The 15,807-nt window shown below is 68.2% G+C and carries 14 protein-coding genes; 5 read left to right on the top strand and 9 right to left on the bottom strand.

All coding sequences use genetic code 11. The features are described 5' to 3' along the window. Nucleotides 1-53: 53 nt before the first annotated feature. The 3 genes from JMJ55_RS23640 to JMJ55_RS23630 all read right to left on the bottom strand — a co-directional run bounded on the left by JMJ55_RS23640 (nt 54) and on the right by JMJ55_RS23630 (nt 4,150). Nucleotides 54-917, bottom strand: coding sequence for an ASCH domain-containing protein (locus tag JMJ55_RS23640; protein ID WP_268885395.1), 864 nt, complete (start codon nt 915-917; stop codon nt 54-56). Between the two features lie 140 nt (nt 918-1,057). Beyond that, nucleotides 1,058-1,915, bottom strand: a complete 858-nt coding sequence (locus tag JMJ55_RS23635; RefSeq protein ID WP_202828078.1) for a hypothetical protein — start codon at nt 1,913-1,915, stop codon at nt 1,058-1,060. A 345-nt stretch (nt 1,916-2,260) separates the two neighbouring features. Then, nucleotides 2,261-4,150 (bottom strand): UvrD-helicase domain-containing protein, encoded by a 1,890-nt coding sequence (locus tag JMJ55_RS23630; RefSeq protein ID WP_202828077.1) that lies wholly within the window; start codon nt 4,148-4,150, stop codon nt 2,261-2,263. 672 nt (nt 4,151-4,822) lie between these two features. Between JMJ55_RS23630 and JMJ55_RS23625 the strand changes: the two genes are divergently transcribed. Continuing rightward, nucleotides 4,823-5,344, top strand: a complete 522-nt coding sequence (locus JMJ55_RS23625; RefSeq protein WP_202828076.1) for a hypothetical protein — start codon at nt 4,823-4,825, stop codon at nt 5,342-5,344. 112 nt (nt 5,345-5,456) lie between these two features. On the opposite strand, the gene JMJ55_RS23620 is transcribed toward JMJ55_RS23625, so the two are convergent. Then, nucleotides 5,457-6,203, bottom strand: a complete 747-nt coding sequence (locus JMJ55_RS23620; RefSeq protein ID WP_202828075.1) for a Crp/Fnr family transcriptional regulator — start codon at nt 6,201-6,203, stop codon at nt 5,457-5,459. Between the two features lie 222 nt (nt 6,204-6,425). Here JMJ55_RS23620 and dctP point away from each other — a divergent pair, with 222 nt between their 5' ends. After that, nucleotides 6,426-7,463 carry a TRAP transporter substrate-binding protein DctP gene (gene dctP, locus JMJ55_RS23615; RefSeq protein ID WP_202828074.1) on the top strand — a complete coding sequence of 346 codons (1,038 nt, stop codon included), beginning with the start codon at nt 6,426-6,428 and terminating at the stop codon, nt 7,461-7,463. An 18-nt stretch (nt 7,464-7,481) separates the two neighbouring features. On the opposite strand, the gene paoC is transcribed toward dctP, so the two are convergent. From paoC to paoA, 3 genes are read right to left on the bottom strand one after another with little or no spacing between them, the layout of a single operon-like run. Continuing rightward, nucleotides 7,482-9,701: an aldehyde oxidoreductase molybdenum-binding subunit PaoC gene (gene paoC, locus JMJ55_RS23610; protein ID WP_202828073.1), complete on the bottom strand. Its 2,220-nt coding sequence runs from the start codon at nt 9,699-9,701 to the stop codon at nt 7,482-7,484. A gap of 3 nt (nt 9,702-9,704) precedes the next feature. After that, complete coding sequence (locus JMJ55_RS23605) at nt 9,705-10,655, bottom strand: FAD binding domain-containing protein (protein ID WP_202828072.1); 951 nt, start codon at nt 10,653-10,655, stop codon at nt 9,705-9,707. Continuing rightward, complete coding sequence (gene paoA / locus JMJ55_RS23600; protein WP_202828071.1) at nt 10,652-11,308, bottom strand: aldehyde dehydrogenase iron-sulfur subunit PaoA; 657 nt, start codon at nt 11,306-11,308, stop codon at nt 10,652-10,654. Before paoA ends, JMJ55_RS23605 begins: the two co-directional genes overlap by 4 nt. A 231-nt stretch (nt 11,309-11,539) precedes the next feature. Between paoA and JMJ55_RS23595 the strand changes: the two genes are divergently transcribed. Next, nucleotides 11,540-12,295 carry a DUF3750 domain-containing protein gene (locus tag JMJ55_RS23595; protein WP_202828070.1) on the top strand — a complete coding sequence of 252 codons (756 nt, stop codon included), beginning with the start codon at nt 11,540-11,542 and terminating at the stop codon, nt 12,293-12,295. 20 nt (nt 12,296-12,315) lie between these two features. Next, nucleotides 12,316-13,050 carry an SDR family NAD(P)-dependent oxidoreductase gene (locus JMJ55_RS23590; protein WP_202828069.1) on the top strand — a complete coding sequence of 245 codons (735 nt, stop codon included), beginning with the start codon at nt 12,316-12,318 and terminating at the stop codon, nt 13,048-13,050. Here the strand turns inward: JMJ55_RS23590 and map are convergent. Further along, nucleotides 13,047-13,850, bottom strand: a complete 804-nt coding sequence (gene map / locus JMJ55_RS23585) for a type I methionyl aminopeptidase (protein WP_202828068.1) — start codon at nt 13,848-13,850, stop codon at nt 13,047-13,049. The genes JMJ55_RS23590 and map overlap by 4 nt on opposite strands. A 29-nt stretch (nt 13,851-13,879) precedes the next feature. Beyond that, nucleotides 13,880-14,479, bottom strand: coding sequence for a TetR/AcrR family transcriptional regulator (locus JMJ55_RS23580; RefSeq protein WP_202828067.1), 600 nt, complete (start codon nt 14,477-14,479; stop codon nt 13,880-13,882). A 90-nt stretch (nt 14,480-14,569) separates the two neighbouring features. Here JMJ55_RS23580 and JMJ55_RS23575 point away from each other — a divergent pair, with 90 nt between their 5' ends. Continuing rightward, nucleotides 14,570-15,799, top strand: a complete 1,230-nt coding sequence (locus JMJ55_RS23575) for an LLM class flavin-dependent oxidoreductase (protein ID WP_202828066.1) — start codon at nt 14,570-14,572, stop codon at nt 15,797-15,799. Nucleotides 15,800-15,807 lie beyond the last annotated feature (8 nt).

The following is a 15,807-nucleotide window of genomic DNA, read 5'->3' as shown; positions in this document are numbered from 1 at the left end:
GGAGGTGAACAGACACGGGTCATTTCTCGACGAAAACTTCGGCCCCTCCTGGGTCAGCTCTCAGTGCAAATCAACAACCGGGCCACCCGGAGCAGCGCAATCCTGAGCGAATACGGCCCGGTTCGCTGTACGACAACGTCTTCGCCTTCGCGCGCCCCGGCCGCCCGGAAGAACTCCCGCACCGGCCCGCGCTGACGCAGGATCATCTTGTCGCCCGCGACGTCCGTGGTGATCGTCGGTCCCGGCTCGAAGGTGACCGTCAGGAGGCTGGGAGCCGCCGCCTCCGCGTTCGGCCCGCCGATAACGTCGTCGGGCAGCAGGTATCGGACCGTCCGCAGGTAGACGTGACCGTTCCTGATGTTCCCGCCCGTCAGCCGCACGACCCCGCTCTCCCCTGCGCCGATGGCAGGCAGCGGGCGCGCGGGCGGCCCTGCCGGCCTGACAACCTCCGCCACCGAGGTTGCCGAGGCTGACGCGTCGGCGTGTCTGTCGCGCGCCGTCCCAACCGCGGCTAAAGGGAGCGGCACGCGGCCGGCAATCGCCTCGGTAACCGACTGATCGAGGACCACCCATCCGACGGTACCCAGAGGGTGGCGATAGGGCACGGGCGCAGCGAGCGCGCGCGCGTCGCGCAGCACCCACGGGATCACCCATCCAGCCGCCAGGGCGTCCGGCTGCCATCCCGGGTCGATACCGTGCCTGTCGGCCGTCGCAGCCATTGCATCTGCGTCGAGCGGCGCAAGGCAGTCGACGAGTTCGGCAGTGCCTACAACGAGGCCGGAGCGCTTCCTGATCAGGGCAATCCGACCGCGCAGGCTGGTTGGACGCGATCGCATCTCCCACGTCTTCGTGCCCGACAGGATCATGCTGATCCAGGGCTCGTCTACGACGAGGCCTCGCGTCGGAGCACCATGCAACGAAATCAAGATCTAAGCCCCCTTAAAAGCGACCATTCCACCCGCGTGAGTCCGGCCCATACGCTTCGCCATTGAGTACCAGCAGATGGGCATGGGCGGCGGTGCGTCGGCGACAACGTCGGAGGACATTCGCATGCGCGTTAGGGCCAGACCGGCTCTTGTTTGAGGTTCCACTGGGGCTGCCAGCGGATAATCCGACGCTCCGCGGTACTCTGCAGTTTTCGTCTCCGGACGTCCTCAGCCGACGGCTCGCCGGAGAGCCAGGCGTAGGGAGGTGCGGGGTCGAGCCCGCTGGCTGCCGCTTCAACACATTCTGAGCCGAGCAGGAAGCGTTCCACGCTCGTCGGAAGGTTAAACGGCCGGATCTCCGCATAACCCGCTTCTGTTGCGAGCTCGGCGCCTGCAAGCGGCATCGGAGCGGAAGCAGGTGCTCCGATTCCGTACCTGGCATGTGCACGTGAGATCCATGCGACGACCCGCTGACGAAGCAACTCTGGAATGGCCAGCCCCTTCGCAACTTCGGCCTGGAGCCCGCGCAGATGCTCCCAGGAGACGACGTGCCACTCATGTCCGGTCGCCTCCAGGGTGGCGGCGACATGCCGCTCTCCGACCAGGAAACACCCGTAGCGACGCCCGATCATCCGCGTGCTCGGCAGATCGCAATAACTCCGAAGCTTACGGGCATCCGCCGGCTGCGCCGCCGCACCTGGCTTCTTTACTTCCAAAGCCAGCAGCCCAGGGCCATTCTCGTCGACGAAATGCATCAGCACGTCAGCTATGATGAAGTTCCGTCCGTGATACGGCAGGAGTTTTGCGTCGAGGAGTTCCTCACACGCATACGACCAACTGGCTTGAGTCACGGTGCCCGCCTGACCACCGCAGGCTTGGACAAGCGGCGCGACCCAGGTGAGATCAGGAAACAAGGCCCAGTTTTGAAACAGGGCAGGAGTGATGTGGTCCTCGGATGACCACCGATAAAACCCACGGGCGCCCGTCATGGTGTGGTCGCCCCAGATGCGGCGTAGTGCGAAGTACGTTCGGTCACTTTGACCGGCTGGCAGGGCTGCAATTCCATGCCACCAGACACGAAGCTCTGATAAGCTAGTCATCGACATTGCCGTTTTCACCATCGTATCGCAATGATACGGTCTGGGCGTTCGGCTATGCAATGCCTGGCGTGACCGACCAGCTCGACGGTCGCGGCCAGCTGGTGAAGAAGCGACTATAGCCGGCCTGGATCGACAGGCCCGTCCACCTGCGTTGAACGCTCGCTGCCCAACGACATAAGGTTTCCCGCTTGGGGTTTGCACTCTCCAGGCAGGGAAACGCGGCGGGCCAGCCCCTTACTCTGCGACGGTGTGGAACAAGACCACGCCATGCCCTCGCTCGTGGTGGTCGGGCCACGTCCTGCCGAACTCGGCGAGTTCCGGCGCAGCGCACACCACGGTCAGCCAGCTTCCGTCCGGGCTGCGCTTCAGCCGCGTCAGTGCTGCGTAGATAAGCGCCTTACTCTCTTCGGTGCGGAATTCACTCACGTAGACAACGAGCAGACGGGCCTCCCACCCCTTGAAGCTGTGCAGGGTTGTCGCCTTGATCCGGGCGTCACCCATGTAGAAACCCATCTTCTCGCGGCGACGCTCCATGACCGACTGGTTGAAGGTGCTGACTGTCCTGATGTTCCTGTTCGACAGAGTGCTGATCACCTCCTCGCCCAACTTCGTGTCGTCTGTCAGGTAGGTGATGTCGGCGTTCGCCAGCGCCTTTGTTCCGGTCTGTCGCATCAGCAGCAGGAGTTCCCGCACGCACGCTTCGACCCCTTCCTCTTCGGGGCACTGCACCCACCGGAGACGGCAGTTCTCCAAGGCAAGATCGGCTTGTTCCTCGTCGGGTAGGTCCGCAGTCAGGGGCGGCAGGAACCGTCGAGCAAAGTCCCTGGCGTAGCTCTTGGCGATGGCGGGAAGGCGATAGCTCGTCTTCAATTGCGCCCAGGGACCGCTGCGGAAGCCCAGGTTGTGCATGGCCTCTTCGGTCCAAGCCTTTCCTGTGCCGTAGACGTCTTGAGTTGCGTCCGCGACAAGCAGCATTTCGCCGCCTTCCTTCTTCAGTGCCTTCCGAAGGATGTTCCACCATCTCGGCTCGTAATCCTGACCCTCGTCGACCATAATGGTGTCAAACTTCTCTACCTCGCCGGTCTCCAGGGCCTCTTCGGCCAGACGCGGTATAGCGACGCGGAGCAGGTGATTCTTGTCGGACGCATATTTGCTGCAGATGTGCTGATAACGGTTCGTGAAACCTGCATCATCGCACACCCGTCTGCAGAAACTGTGAAAGTGGTCGAACTGGATCAAGTTGATGGATTGCGATTCTTTCAATCCCCTAACGACAAGATCTCTTAGATAGTGCCACAGCGTGATGTTGAACGTGACGATCAAGACGGACTTACCCTGGTCTGCACGGTGCGCGGCCCGCGCGGCCAGCACGACCGACTTGCCAGATCCCGCCGGTCCCTTGATGCGCCTGTAGCCAGAAGCCGGCCAGGTGGCGACGAGGTTCTTCTGATTGGGATCGAGGATTAGAGGTTCCCTCTGTATCTTCGCGAAGTCTGGTTCTACGAGCCAGCCGCGCAGATCTTCCGCCAGCGCTTCGGTCATGAGGCGCGACCGCGAGCGGAACGCCTCGGGAAACACCGCTCTGACATTAGACGAGCGGACTTCGGTCATGCCGCTGATGGGGTGATATTTGGCGTATTCCTCAGCTTCTTCGTTCGAGAGGAAGTACCTCATTAGTCCCTTGACCCGCCGCGTGTCGGCATAGGGAAAAATCACGCCTGCGGTTATTGCTGCAAATCCGTCATTTTGTTCGAGTCGAGGACAATATAGTTTGTAAATGCTGTCTTTATACAAATTTACCTTTAGAACAGGATTTTCTCGCTGTAGACTGAACCGCTTTCCGTCGCGCCGCGCCACGAGGGCAGGCATTCCGTCATCGTCCTTCTCGACGGAATACCTCATTGCGTCGAGATCCCAGTCTTTTATTTCGAAGACGCCGATGCCAACCTTTGGATTGAGCAGTACGAAATCAGGACGCAGCCCGTTCATGTGGGGCTGCACGTAAATCTCCCACTCAACGGGAAGGTGGCGGTCGAACATCTCGAACACGGTCCGCTCCCCCGCGGTGAGAGGCTGGCGCAGCTTCGGGAATTCTTCGACGGGCGGGGAGACGCGGCGTGACATGAACGATTCAGTATCAGAAAGGCTGCTCGGGAAGAAAGGCCGCTCGGTAACCTCGTGTGAGGCGGGGCAGGGTAAGGACGAGGAGAACGGATTCGGGAGCCGTCGGCGAAGGGCGACGGCCTGAAACAGATTGCTATGCCGCCAGAGATGGTTCGACTCCGGTTCCTCTCGCCACGCCACGACGCTTTTGGCGCTTGTTCCAGTTCCTTGGGATGCCCCACACGGAGCGCCAGCGTTGCGGCCGTCAGCCCAGGTCCCACGGCAGGCCCCATCGGACCGAACTGTGCACCGCGAGGACAAACCCGGCGGTGGCGATCATCGCCAGCACCAGAACAATGTCACGCATGGGCGCCTTCAGCATCTCTACCTCCTGCCCAAGCCAGACCCGCATGGGGAGTGAGGTCCGCGAGGACCCATAAAGTCCATCACTCCGGGGCGAGGATCGCCGCGGCCATGCCGGCGCGAGGGAAGGCGTCTGCCCGGGGTGCGACCCGGCAGGTGCGGATTGGACAAGCCCAAGGGTGGTCGATTGACGTGCGGCCCCGGCCAAAGACAATCGGGCGTCACTGAAGGTTCGAATCTGTGCAGTCATCCGTCTTCCGGGCAGCCGCAACCTGTTTCTTCACGGCCCTTGTTGTGCCCGTTGCCCTCGCGCAGGAGCGTCCCCCTGCGATGCCGACCCGTGACGTGGTGGTTACATACAAGGTCGATGACACGCCGCCGACCGTGGACACCGTGGCCTGGCTTCCGTCCCAGGGCCGCATCCGGACCGAGGGCCGGAGCCTGATCAACCGCGTGGTCCATATCATCGATACCCGCAGCGGCGGCGTCGTGGTGCTGGTCGAGGCCGATCGCACCTATCACGACCTGGGCAAGGTGGCGGCCGTGATGACCCAGGACATCACCCTGGTCCGCCCCGAGACCAGGATGACCCGGGAAGGCGCCGATACCGTGGCCGGGCAGGCCTGCACGGTGTGGCGGATCGACGCGCAGGAGGACAGCCCGGACGAGACGCGGCGTGCCTGCATCACCGCAGACGGCGTGCCGCTGCGGCTTGTCGAGGGCAGCGGCGCCGACGCATCGACCCTGTATGTCGCAACGCGTGTCGTCTACGGGCCGCAGGACCCTGCCCGGTTCCAGCGGCCTGCCGACTACCGTCCGCTGGCCGCGGTTCCGGCTGCGCCACGGCGATAAGCGGAGACAGGGCCCACTGCCCGTCCCGTCTCGCTCCGATGGCCCCCTCCGGCTGTATGCCGAGGTGCCGGTTCGGCCCCGGCCGATCGGGACGGCAAGGGCGGCGGCAGCCTCAGAGGCGGTAGATGTCCTTCGTCCCCGCTGCCGGACCGAGCAGGATATCGGACTCCCGGCGGACCACGCCGTAGCACTCGCAGGTGGCGCTCTCGAGGCCAGACCGGTCGGCGACCTCGATGCGCCCCGCTTTGTAGTGAATGAAACCTGCCTTCGAGAGCTGCCCGGCCGCGACGGTGACCCCGGCGCGGCGGACCCCGAGCATCATCGCCATGAACTCATGGGTCATCGGGAACACATCCCCCTCCGTCCGGTCATGGGCCATCAGCAGCCAGCGGGCGAGGCGCTGATCGAGCTGGTGCCGCCCGTTGCAGGCCGCCGTGCGCGCCACCTGCCCGTGATGGACGAGCGCGTAGCGGAGCAGGAGGGTCCGGAAGGCCGGAAGGCGCTCCAGCTCCTCGCGGAACGCCGCCGCATCCATCCGCAGCGCGGTGCCGGGGGCCTGCACCATGGCCTCGAGGTCATCCTGATCGCCACCCAGCAGGACCGGCAGCCCGACCATGCCTTCCCGGCCGATCAGCCCGACCTCGGCGGCATCGCCATCCTCCAGATAGGCGAGTATCGATGCCCAGCCGCTTTCGGGGAAGTAGACCGACTGGATCGGCTTGCCGACCTCATGCAGCACCTGCCGCATGGGAAGCCCGACCCGTTGCAGGCGCGGCCAGATCCGGGCCAGATCCTCGGGCGGCAGGGTCTGGAGCAGGCGGTTGCCGCAGGTGGAAAGCGGCTGATCAGCGAAGGCCATGAGGGCGCTCCTGCGACATGGTGTCGGCGGGAGCACAGGTCTCTCTCAGCCACCCGCGCCAGAAAATCTCAGCGGGCGATGATCCGCCTATAGCAGGTTGCGGCGCCCGGCACGGTGCGAAACCGCGCGGTCATCGGGGGTGGCGCCAGGGGCTGGTGATTTCCTGCGCCGGTCGTGCAGGCTTCCCGTTATACTCGCGCCCGGATTGCGGAGAGGAGGGGCATGGCATTGCGGCGATTGGCGGCGCTGGCGCTCGGCCTCGCCCTCGCGCTGCCGGCGGCGGCCGAGAACCCGCTGCATCTCCGCGTCATCAGCGGCTTCTTCGGGCCCCGGCAATTCCGCACCCTCGAACAGCCCTTCTGGCTGCAGGAGGTGCCGGCGCTGACCGGGGGCCGCGCCGCCGCGGCGCTGCAGATCGGCAGCAGCCTTGGCCTCGCCTCGGAACAGATGCTGACGGTGATGCGGAACGGCGTGGTGTCCTTCGGCACGCTGGAGGTCAACGCGCTCACCCTCACCGAGCCGGAATGGGGCGTCGCCGACCTGCCGCTCCTCGCCGAGGACGAGGTCGGCCTGCGCCGCGCCATCGAGCTGTGGCGGCCCTGGATCGCCGCCCAGCTGCGGGAGCGCCACGGGATCGAGCTGCTGGCGGTGTTCATCCGCCCGCCCCAGGTGATGTTCTGTGCCCAGCCCTTCGCCAGCCTGCTCGACCTGGCCGGCCGCAGGATCCGCATCGCCTCGGTCAACCAGTCGGACCTGATCCTCGCGCTCGGCGCCGTCCCGGTGGTGTTGGAACTCGAACGCGCTGTGGAGGGGTTCGAGGCCGGCGGGCTGGATTGCGCCGTGACCGGGGCGCTGCCGGCCAGCGTGGTCGGCCTGACCCGCGTCACCAGCCATGCCTCGACCCTGCCGCTCGGCTGGTCCATGGCCTTCCTCACTGCCCATGGGGGCCGCTGGGCGGCCCTGCCGGAAGCGGTGCGCGGGCCGCTGCGCGAGGGCACAAGGCGGCTGGAGGAGAGCATGTGGCGGGCGGCGGAGGCGCAGCGGGACGAGGGCGAGGCCTGCCTGTCCAGCCAGCCCGGCTGCCCGGCCGAGCCGAGCCGGATGCAGCGTGTGGGCGAGAGCGCGGCGAGCCGGGCGGCGATCCGCGCCCTGTTCGCCTCGGCGGTGCTGCCGGGCTGGGTGCGCCGCTGCGGCACGACCTGCGCCGAAAGCTGGAATGCGGTCGCAGGGCCGGTGCTCGGGGTCTTCGCCCGCGAGTAGCCTGGTTCCGCACCGCGGTCACGCCATCTCGGGCAACCGGTCGAGCAGCTTGTCCAGCGTGATGGGATAGTCCCGCACGCGGATGCCGGTCGCGTTATAGACCGCATTGGCGATGGCCGCGCCGACGCCGCAGAGGCCGAGCTCGCCCACGCCCTTGGCCTTCATGGGCGAGGAGACCGGATCCACCTCGTCGAGGAAGATGACCTCCTGGTGCGGGATGTCGGCATGGACCGGCACCTCATAGCCCGCGAGGTCATGGTTGACGAAGAAGCCCAGGCGCTTGTCCACCACCAGATCTTCCATCAGCGCCGCGCCCACCCCCATGGTCATCGCGCCGATCACCTGGCTGCGCGCCGATTTGGGATTGAGGATGCGGCCCGCGGCGCAGACCGCGAGCATCCGGCGCACCCGCGTCTCCCCCGTCGCCGCGTCGACCGCCACCTCGACGAAATGCCCGGCGAAGGTGGATTGCTGGTAGCGCTTGGCGAGGTCGCCATATTCGATCCCGTCCTCGGCGACGAGGCCCGCCTCCCCGGCCGCCTGGCCGAGCGGGGCGCTGCGGTTGCCGGCGCGCACCATGCCCTCGGCGAAGGCCGCATCGGCCGAGTTGAAGCCGAGCCGCTGCGCCACCGCCTCCCGCAGCTTCACGCAGGCCGCATAGACGCCGGCGGTCGAGTTGTTGGCGCCCCATTGCCCGCCCGAGCCGGCCGAGACGGGGAAGTCGGAATCGCCGAGCCGCACCCGGACCTTGTCGATCGGCAGGCCCATCATCTCCGCCGCGGTCTGGGCGATGATGGTGTAGCTGCCGGTGCCGATATCGGTCATGTCGGTCTCGACCGTGACGATGCCCTCTCGGTCCAGCCGCACCCGCGCGGCGGATTTGGTCAGCAGGTTGTTGCGGAAGCCCGCCGCCATGCCCATGCCGACCAGCCAGCGCCCGTCGCGCCTCTCGCCCGGCTTCGGGTTGCGGCCCGACCAGCCGAAGCGTTCGGCGCCGCGGCTGAGGCATTCCACCAGCTGCCGGTGCGAGAAGGGCCGCTCCGGGTGTTCCGGATCGACCTGGGTGTCGTTCAGGATGCGGAACCGGACGGGATCGAGGCCGAGCTTCTCGGCCATCTCGTCCATGGCGATCTCCAGCGCCATCAGCCCCGGCGCCTCGCCCGGCGCGCGCATGGCATTGCCCTCGGGCAGGTCGAGCTCGGCCAGCCGCATCGCGGTCAGCCGGTTGGCGCCGGCATAGAGCAGCTTGCTCTGCTGCACCGCCGTCTCCGGCTTGCCGTCCTTGAGGTTGCCGGAGGTGCTCTCATGCGCGATGGCGGTGATCCGGCCGTCGCGCCCCGCGCCGATGCGGATGCGCTGGATCGTCGCCGGCCGGTGCGTGGTGTTGTTGGCGACGAGGGGGCGGGTCAGCGCCACCTTCACCGGCCGTCCCGCTGCCCGCGCGCCGAGGGCCGCGAGCACGGCATCCGCGCGCAGGAACAGCTTTCCGCCGAAGCCGCCGCCGATATAGGGCGAGACGAGACGCACCTTCTCGGGCGGCAGGCCCAGGGTCGTGGCCAGGTCGGCCTTGCCCCAGGCGATCATCTGGCTCGAGGTCCAGACCGTGAGCCGGTCGCCCTCCCAGGCGGCGATGGAGGCATGCGGCTCCATCATCGCATGGCTCTCATCCGGCGTGGTGTAGGTCTGGTCGAGCCGGACAGGGGCGGCACCGAAGGCGCCCTCGAAATCGCCACGGCGATCCTCCGGCGGGGCGCCGCTGCCTTCCTCGCTGTCGCCGCCCACCAGCGGCGCGCTGCCCGCCGCCGCGGCCAGGTCGAAGCGGCCGGGCTCGCGCGCATAGCTGACGCGGATGAGCTGCGCGGCGGCGCGGGCCTGCTCGAAGCTCTCGGCCACCACCACCGCGATCGCCTGGTGGTAGTGCTGGATCTCCGCACCGCCGAAGAGAGGGGCGGCATTCCGCTTGGCCTTGGCGAGCCGCGGCGTGTCGAGCGTGGTCACGATGGCGATCACGCCCGCCGCGGCGCGGGCGGCGGCGATGTCCATCGCGGTGACGCGGCCCCGGGCGATGCCGGCGCCGACCACATGGCCATAGGCCTGGTTCGGCGCGACATCGTGCCTCTCATAGGCATAGGGCGCGGTGCCCGTCGTCTTCAGCGGCCCGTCGATGCGGTCGAGCGGCTGGCCGACGACCTTGAGCTGGTCGATCGGATTGGCGCCGGCAGGGGTATCGAATTTCATCGCTCAGCCCCTTGCCTCGGCCAGGACGGAAGCGAGGGTCCGCTCCGCCAGCGCCAGCTTGAACGCGTTCTCCGGGGTCGGCCTGGCCCCGTCCAGAATCGCCGCCATGGCGGGCTTGGCGCCGCGCCGCAGCTCGGCCTCGGCCCCTTCCACCCGCCAGGGCTTGTGCGCGACGCCGCCCAGCGCCACGCGGCCGGTGCCGTCGCGCTGCACCACCGCCGCGACCGAGACGAGGGCGAAGGCGTAGGAGGCGCGGTCGCGGACCTTGCGGTAGAATTGCCGCCCGCCCGCGGGCGGCGGCAGGGTCACGGCGGTGATCAGCTCGCCCGCTTCCAGCGCCGTCTCGATATGCGGCGTCCCGCCGGGCAGGCGGTGGAATTCGGCGATCGGGATGCTGCGGGTCGTGCCGTCCGGCCGCACCGTCTCCACCACCGCATCCAGCGCCCGCATCGCCACCGCCATGTCGGAGGGGTTGGTGGCGATGCAGGCCTCGCTGCCGCCGATGACGGCGAGCGGCCGGGTGAAGCCGCCGATCGCGGCGCAGCCCGAACCGGGCTGGCGTTTGTTGCAGGGCTGCGCGGTGTCGTAGAAATAGGGGCAGCGCGTGCGCTGGAGCAGGTTGCCGGCCGTGGTCGCCTTGTTGCGCAGCTGCCCCGTGGCGCCGGCCAGCAGGGCGCGGCTCAGCACCGCGTAGTCCCGCCGCACGCGCTCATCCGCCGCCAGATCCGTGTTGCGGACCAGGGCGCCGATGCGGAGGCCGCCTTCCGGCGTCGGCTCCACCTTGTCCAGCGCCAGGCCGTTCACATCGATCAGATGGGCCGGCACCTCGATCTGCAGCTTCATCAGGTCCAGCAGATTGGTCCCGCCGGCGATGAATTTGGCGCCCGGCCTGCGGGCCGCGGCGGCCGCCGCCTCGGCGGGGCTGCGGGCGCGTTCATAGGTGAAGGGCTTCATGCCTGCCGCTCCGCAACCTCGGTGATGGCGTCGAGGATGTTGGAATAGGCGCCGCAGCGGCAGATATTGCCGCTCATGCGCTCGCGGATCTCCTCGGCCGTGGTCTGCGCGGCCGCGGTGAGGTCGGCGGTCACATGGCTCGGGATGCCTGCCTTGATCTCCTCCAGCATGGCGACGGAGGCGCAGATCTGGCCCGGCGTGCAGTAGCCGCACTGGTAGCCGTCATGCTTGACGAAGGCGGCCTGCATCGGATGCAGGCTGTCGGGTCGGCCCAGGCCTTCGATGGTCGTGACCGCATCGCCCTCATGCATGACGGCGAGCGTCAGGCAGGAATAGACCCGCTTCCCGTCGAGGATCACCGTGCAGGCACCGCATTGGCCATGGTCGCAGCCCTTCTTGGTGCCGGTCAGATGCAGGTGCTCGCGCAGGGCATCGAGCAGCGTGGTGCGCGTATCGAGCTCGAGCGACTGCGCCTCGCCATTCACGGTCAGGGAGAGTGTCGCGGTGACGGGCGCTTCCAGGGCACCCGCCGGCGCCGCGGCGGATGGGGCCTGGGCGAGGGCCACCGGCGGCAGGGACGCCGCCGCGGCGGAGGCGGCCGCCCCGGCCATGGCGGAACGCCGGGTCACGGATGGTGTGTCGGAAGCTGGCATGATGTGGTTCGGTCCTTCCTGCTGACACGGCAAGCCGGGGAGGGCGTGCCATCCCCAGCCCTTGCCTGTCCGCCCTGGCGGGACCGGCGCGCCCGGCGGCGCGCGGCTGGTCCCGGCCGCTGTCTCCCGTCCGAAAGTCCAGAGGGGCGGCAAGTTCCGCGCCCATCGGCCGAAGGCGGGCATCCGTCCTGCTTGCAACCGGCAGCCCGGGCGCAAATATCCGCCGGAACCATGACCTTTCCGAAGCTTGCGCTGAGCCTCTTCGCGCTGTTCTACCTCCTCCCCCTTGGCATCGCCGCCCTCCTCCACCAGCGCACCGGCATCGGCGCGGATTGGTGGAGCGCCGACCGGTCCAGCATCGGCACCCTGCCGCCGGCGGCGCAGCATCCCGGCGCCGTGGTCCGGGTCTTCGCCGCGCCCACCGTGCGCTGGCGCGGCATCTTCGCCGTGCATTGCTGGGTCGTGCTGAAGCCGGAAGGCGCATCCGCCTATACCCGCTACGACTACACCGCCTGGGGCGACCCGATCCGCGTCAACGGCTTCGTGGCCGATGGCCGCTGGTTCGGCCGCAACCCGGAACTGATCTTCGCCGTGGATGGCGAGGAGGCCGCGCCGCTGATCCCCCGCATGCGCGCCGCGATCGAGGCCTATGCCTGGCGCAATCGCGGCGACTACCGCGCCTGGCCGGGGCCGAATTCCAACACCTTCGTCGCCGCGGTGCTGGATGCCGTGCCGGAGGCCGGGGTGGCCCTGCCGCCCACCGCCATCGGCAAGGACTATCCCTATGACGGCAGCTGGATCCGCCGCACCCCCTCGGGCACCGGCCTGCGGCTGACGCTTGGCGGCTATCTCGGCCTGACCATGGGCTGGGTCGAGGGGATCGAGGTGAACATCCTCGGCGGCGTCGCCGGGCTGGACTTCCGCCGCCCGGCGATCAAGCTGCCGGGCCTTGGCCGGCTCGGCATGCCGATCGCCGATCCGGCCTGAGCAGGAAGGGGAACCCCGCCATGTCCGCATCGCTCACCGGCCGCATCGCGCTCGTCACCGGCGGCTCGCGCGGGATCGGCGCCGCTATCGCCCGCACCCTGGCCGATGCCGGCGCCGCCGTCGCGGTCAACTACCGTGCCGCCTCGGCCGAGGCGGCGGCGGTGGTCGCGGCGATCGAGGCCGGTGGCGGCCGCGCCATGGACATCCAGGCGGACGTCTCCGACGGCGCCGCCGTTGCCGCCATGGCCGAGGAAATCGCGCAACGGCTCGGGCCGATCGACATCCTGGTCAACAATGCCGGCATCGCCCCGATCCGCGGGATCGAGGACCTGACCGAGGAGGATTTCGACCGCACCATCGCGGTGAACCTGAAATCCGCCTTCCTCTGCACCCAGGCGGTGCTGCCGGGGATGCGGGCCCGGCGCTGGGGGCGCATCGTCAACATCTCCTCCGGCGCGGCGCGCGGGGCCGGCGCGGTCGGGCTGCACTACAACGCCTCCAAGGCGGGGCTGGAGGGGCTGACGCGCGGCTATGCCGCCCGGCTGGTCAAGGAGGGCATCACGGTCAACGCCGTCGCCCCGTCCCTGATCGAGACCGACATGGTGCGGTCCGGCATCGCCAGCACGCCCGCGCGCATCCCGCTCGGCCGCTTCGGCACCGCCGAGGAGGTGGCGCAGGTGACGATGATGCTGATCGGCAATGCCTATATGACCGGCCAGACCGTGGCGCTGTCGGGCGGGATGGCCTTCAACTAGGGCGGGTAGGGCGGCTTGCTGAGCCCCGCGGGCGAGAGGGTGAAGATCTCGTAGCCCGTCTCCGTCACGCCGACGCTGTGCTCGAACTGGGCGGAGAGGCTCCGGTCGCGCGTCACCGCCGTCCAGCCGTCATTGAGGATCTTCACCTCCGGCCGGCCCGCATTCACCATCGGCTCGACCGTCAGGAACATCCCCGGCCGCAGCGCCGGCCCTTCGCCCCGCCGGCCGTAATTCAGGATGTTCGGCGCGTCGTGATAGACGCGCCCCAACCCATGGCCGCAGAAGTCGCGCACCACGCTGAGCCGCTCCGCCTCCACATGGCGCTGGATGGCATGGCCGATATCCCCGACCGTCGCGCCGGGGCGGATGGCCTGGATGCCGCGCATCATCGCCTCATGCGTCACGTCCATCAGGCGCTGGGCCCGGGTGCCGACCTTGCCGACAGCGTACATGCGGCTGCTGTCGCCATGCCAGCCATCGAGGATCACCGCGAGGTCGATATTGAGGATATCGCCCTCCGCCAGCCGCCGCTCGCCGGGGATGCCGTGGCAGACGACATGATTGAGCGAGATGCAGGTCGCATGAGCATAGCCCTGATAGCCGAGCGAGGCCGGCAGGGCCCCGTGGTCCAGCACGAATTCATGGCAGATGCGGTCGAGCTCCTCCGTCGTGATGCCCTCCCGCACATGGGCGGTGATCATGTCGAGGGCGGCGGCGACGAGCCGCCCCGCGGCCCGCATCCCGGCGAAATCCTCGGCGGAGTGCAGCTTGATGCGTCGGCGCGGGGCAAGGTCGTTCATGGGGGATCCAGGGGAAGAGGGGACCGGGATTAGGCGAGGGGCATGCCGGCATGGAGTTCGGCGATCATCCGCTCCGCGAAGGGCGGCAGCGTGCCGCCCTTCATCAGATGGGGACGAAGGATGGCGATGGGCGCGTCGAAGATCAGGAATTTCGCCCGCGCCAGCGCCTCCTCGCGCAGGTCTCCCTCCCCGCAGGCGCCGACGCAGGCGCGGAAGGCGGCATCGAACTCATCCTCCAGCCGCTCCAGCGCCTGCCGCAGCGGCGCCGGGGGCGGCGTGTCCTCGAACAGGGTGACCGGCTCGTTCAGCAGCAGGAAGCGGGCGCGGCGCGCATTCTCCCGTGACCAGGGCAGGATCGCCAGCGCCGCCTCCCGCGGGCGGCCCGAATGCAGCAGCGGCGCCAGCGCCCCGACGAAGGAGGCATAGGCCGCGTTCCAGGCGGCGCCGAGCACGGCCGCGCGGGATTCGAAGCGGTGATAGATCGAACCCGTGGGCGCCCCGACCTGCCGGGCAATAGCCTGCATCGTGGCGGCGGCGGGGCCGCCCTCGGCGACCAGCGCCATCGTCGCCTCGATGAAGTCGTCCTCGGTGAAGCGCGCCGTCCTGACCATGCCAATTAGAATGGGCATTTTAGAATGCTTTGTCTAGTTGGCCTCCGCCCTTGCCGGGTGCGGCAGGGGACGCCTAGCCTGCTTCCCAAATCCAGGAGACGTCCCCTTATGCCCCGGCTCGGCTTCGGTGCCTTCCTCGCCCCGCATCACCCGGTCGGCGAGCATCCCATGCTGCAATTCCGCCGCGACCTCGACCTGGTCGAGCATCTGGACAAGCTCGGCTACGACGAATTCTGGTGCGGCGAGCATCATTCCAGCGGCTGGGAGATGATCGCCTCGCCGGAGATGTTCCTCGCCGCGGCCGGCGAGCGCACCAAGCGCATCAAGCTCGCCACCGGCGTCGTCTCGCTGCCCTACCACCATCCGTTCAATGTTGCGCAGCGCATGGTGCAGCTCGACTACATGACCGGCGGGCGGGTGATCTTCGGCTCCGGCCCCGGCGCGCTGGCCTCGGATGCGCATACGCTTGGCATCGATCCGATGCTGCTGCGCGACCGGCAGGATGAGGCGATCGGCATCATCCGCCGGCTCTTCCAGGGCGAGCGCATCACCTATCAGGGCGACTGGTTCAACCTGAACGACGCCGCGCTGCAACTCCTGCCGTTGCAGGAGGAGATGCCCTTCGCCGTCGCCTCGCAGATCAGCCCATCGGGCATGACGCTGGCCGGCAAGCACGGCATCGGCATCATCTCCATCGGCTCGCTCTCGACCGAGGGGCTGAACGCGCTGCCGACGCAATGGGGCTTCGCCGAAGCCGCCGCCGCCAAGCACGGCACCACGGTTGACCGCAAGAATTGGCGCGTGCTGCTGAGCTGGCACATCGCCGAGACCCGGGAGAAGGCGCGGGCCGAGGCGCGGGACGGGCTGCTGCGGCACCACAACGAATACATCACCGGCACCCTGCAACGCCCCGGCGCCAAGCCCTTCACGGACCCGGACGAGGCGGTGGAGAAGACCGCCTATGGCCCCGGCGCCGTCGCCACCATCGGCACGCCGGACGACCTCATCGCCCGCATCAAGGATGTGCTGGCGCTGAGCGGCGGCTTCGGCACCGTGGTCGGCTTCGTGCATGACTGGGCCAACCCCGAGAACACCTTCCGCAGCTGGGACATGGTGGCGCGCTACGTGGTGCCGGAGATCAACGGCTATCTCGCCGGCCTGCGGCGGTCGCGCGAATTCGTGGCCGCCAACCGCGAGTATTTCGACCGCGCCCGCGACGCGGTGATGGCCAAGATCACCGAGAATGCCGCCGCCGCCGAGGCGCTGAAGGTGACGAAGTCGCAGATGCTCGCCGCATCCTCGAGCAACCTGCCGGATTTCGACAAGCAGCGGGCCTGAGCCGGGAG

Origin of the sequence: Belnapia mucosa (assembly GCF_016775475.1) — a bacterium.
In the GTDB taxonomy this organism is placed as follows: domain Bacteria; phylum Pseudomonadota; class Alphaproteobacteria; order Acetobacterales; family Acetobacteraceae; genus Belnapia; species Belnapia mucosa.
The sequence above is the reverse complement of the archived record's forward strand: the minus strand, read 5'-3'. Positions and strand labels throughout refer to the sequence as shown.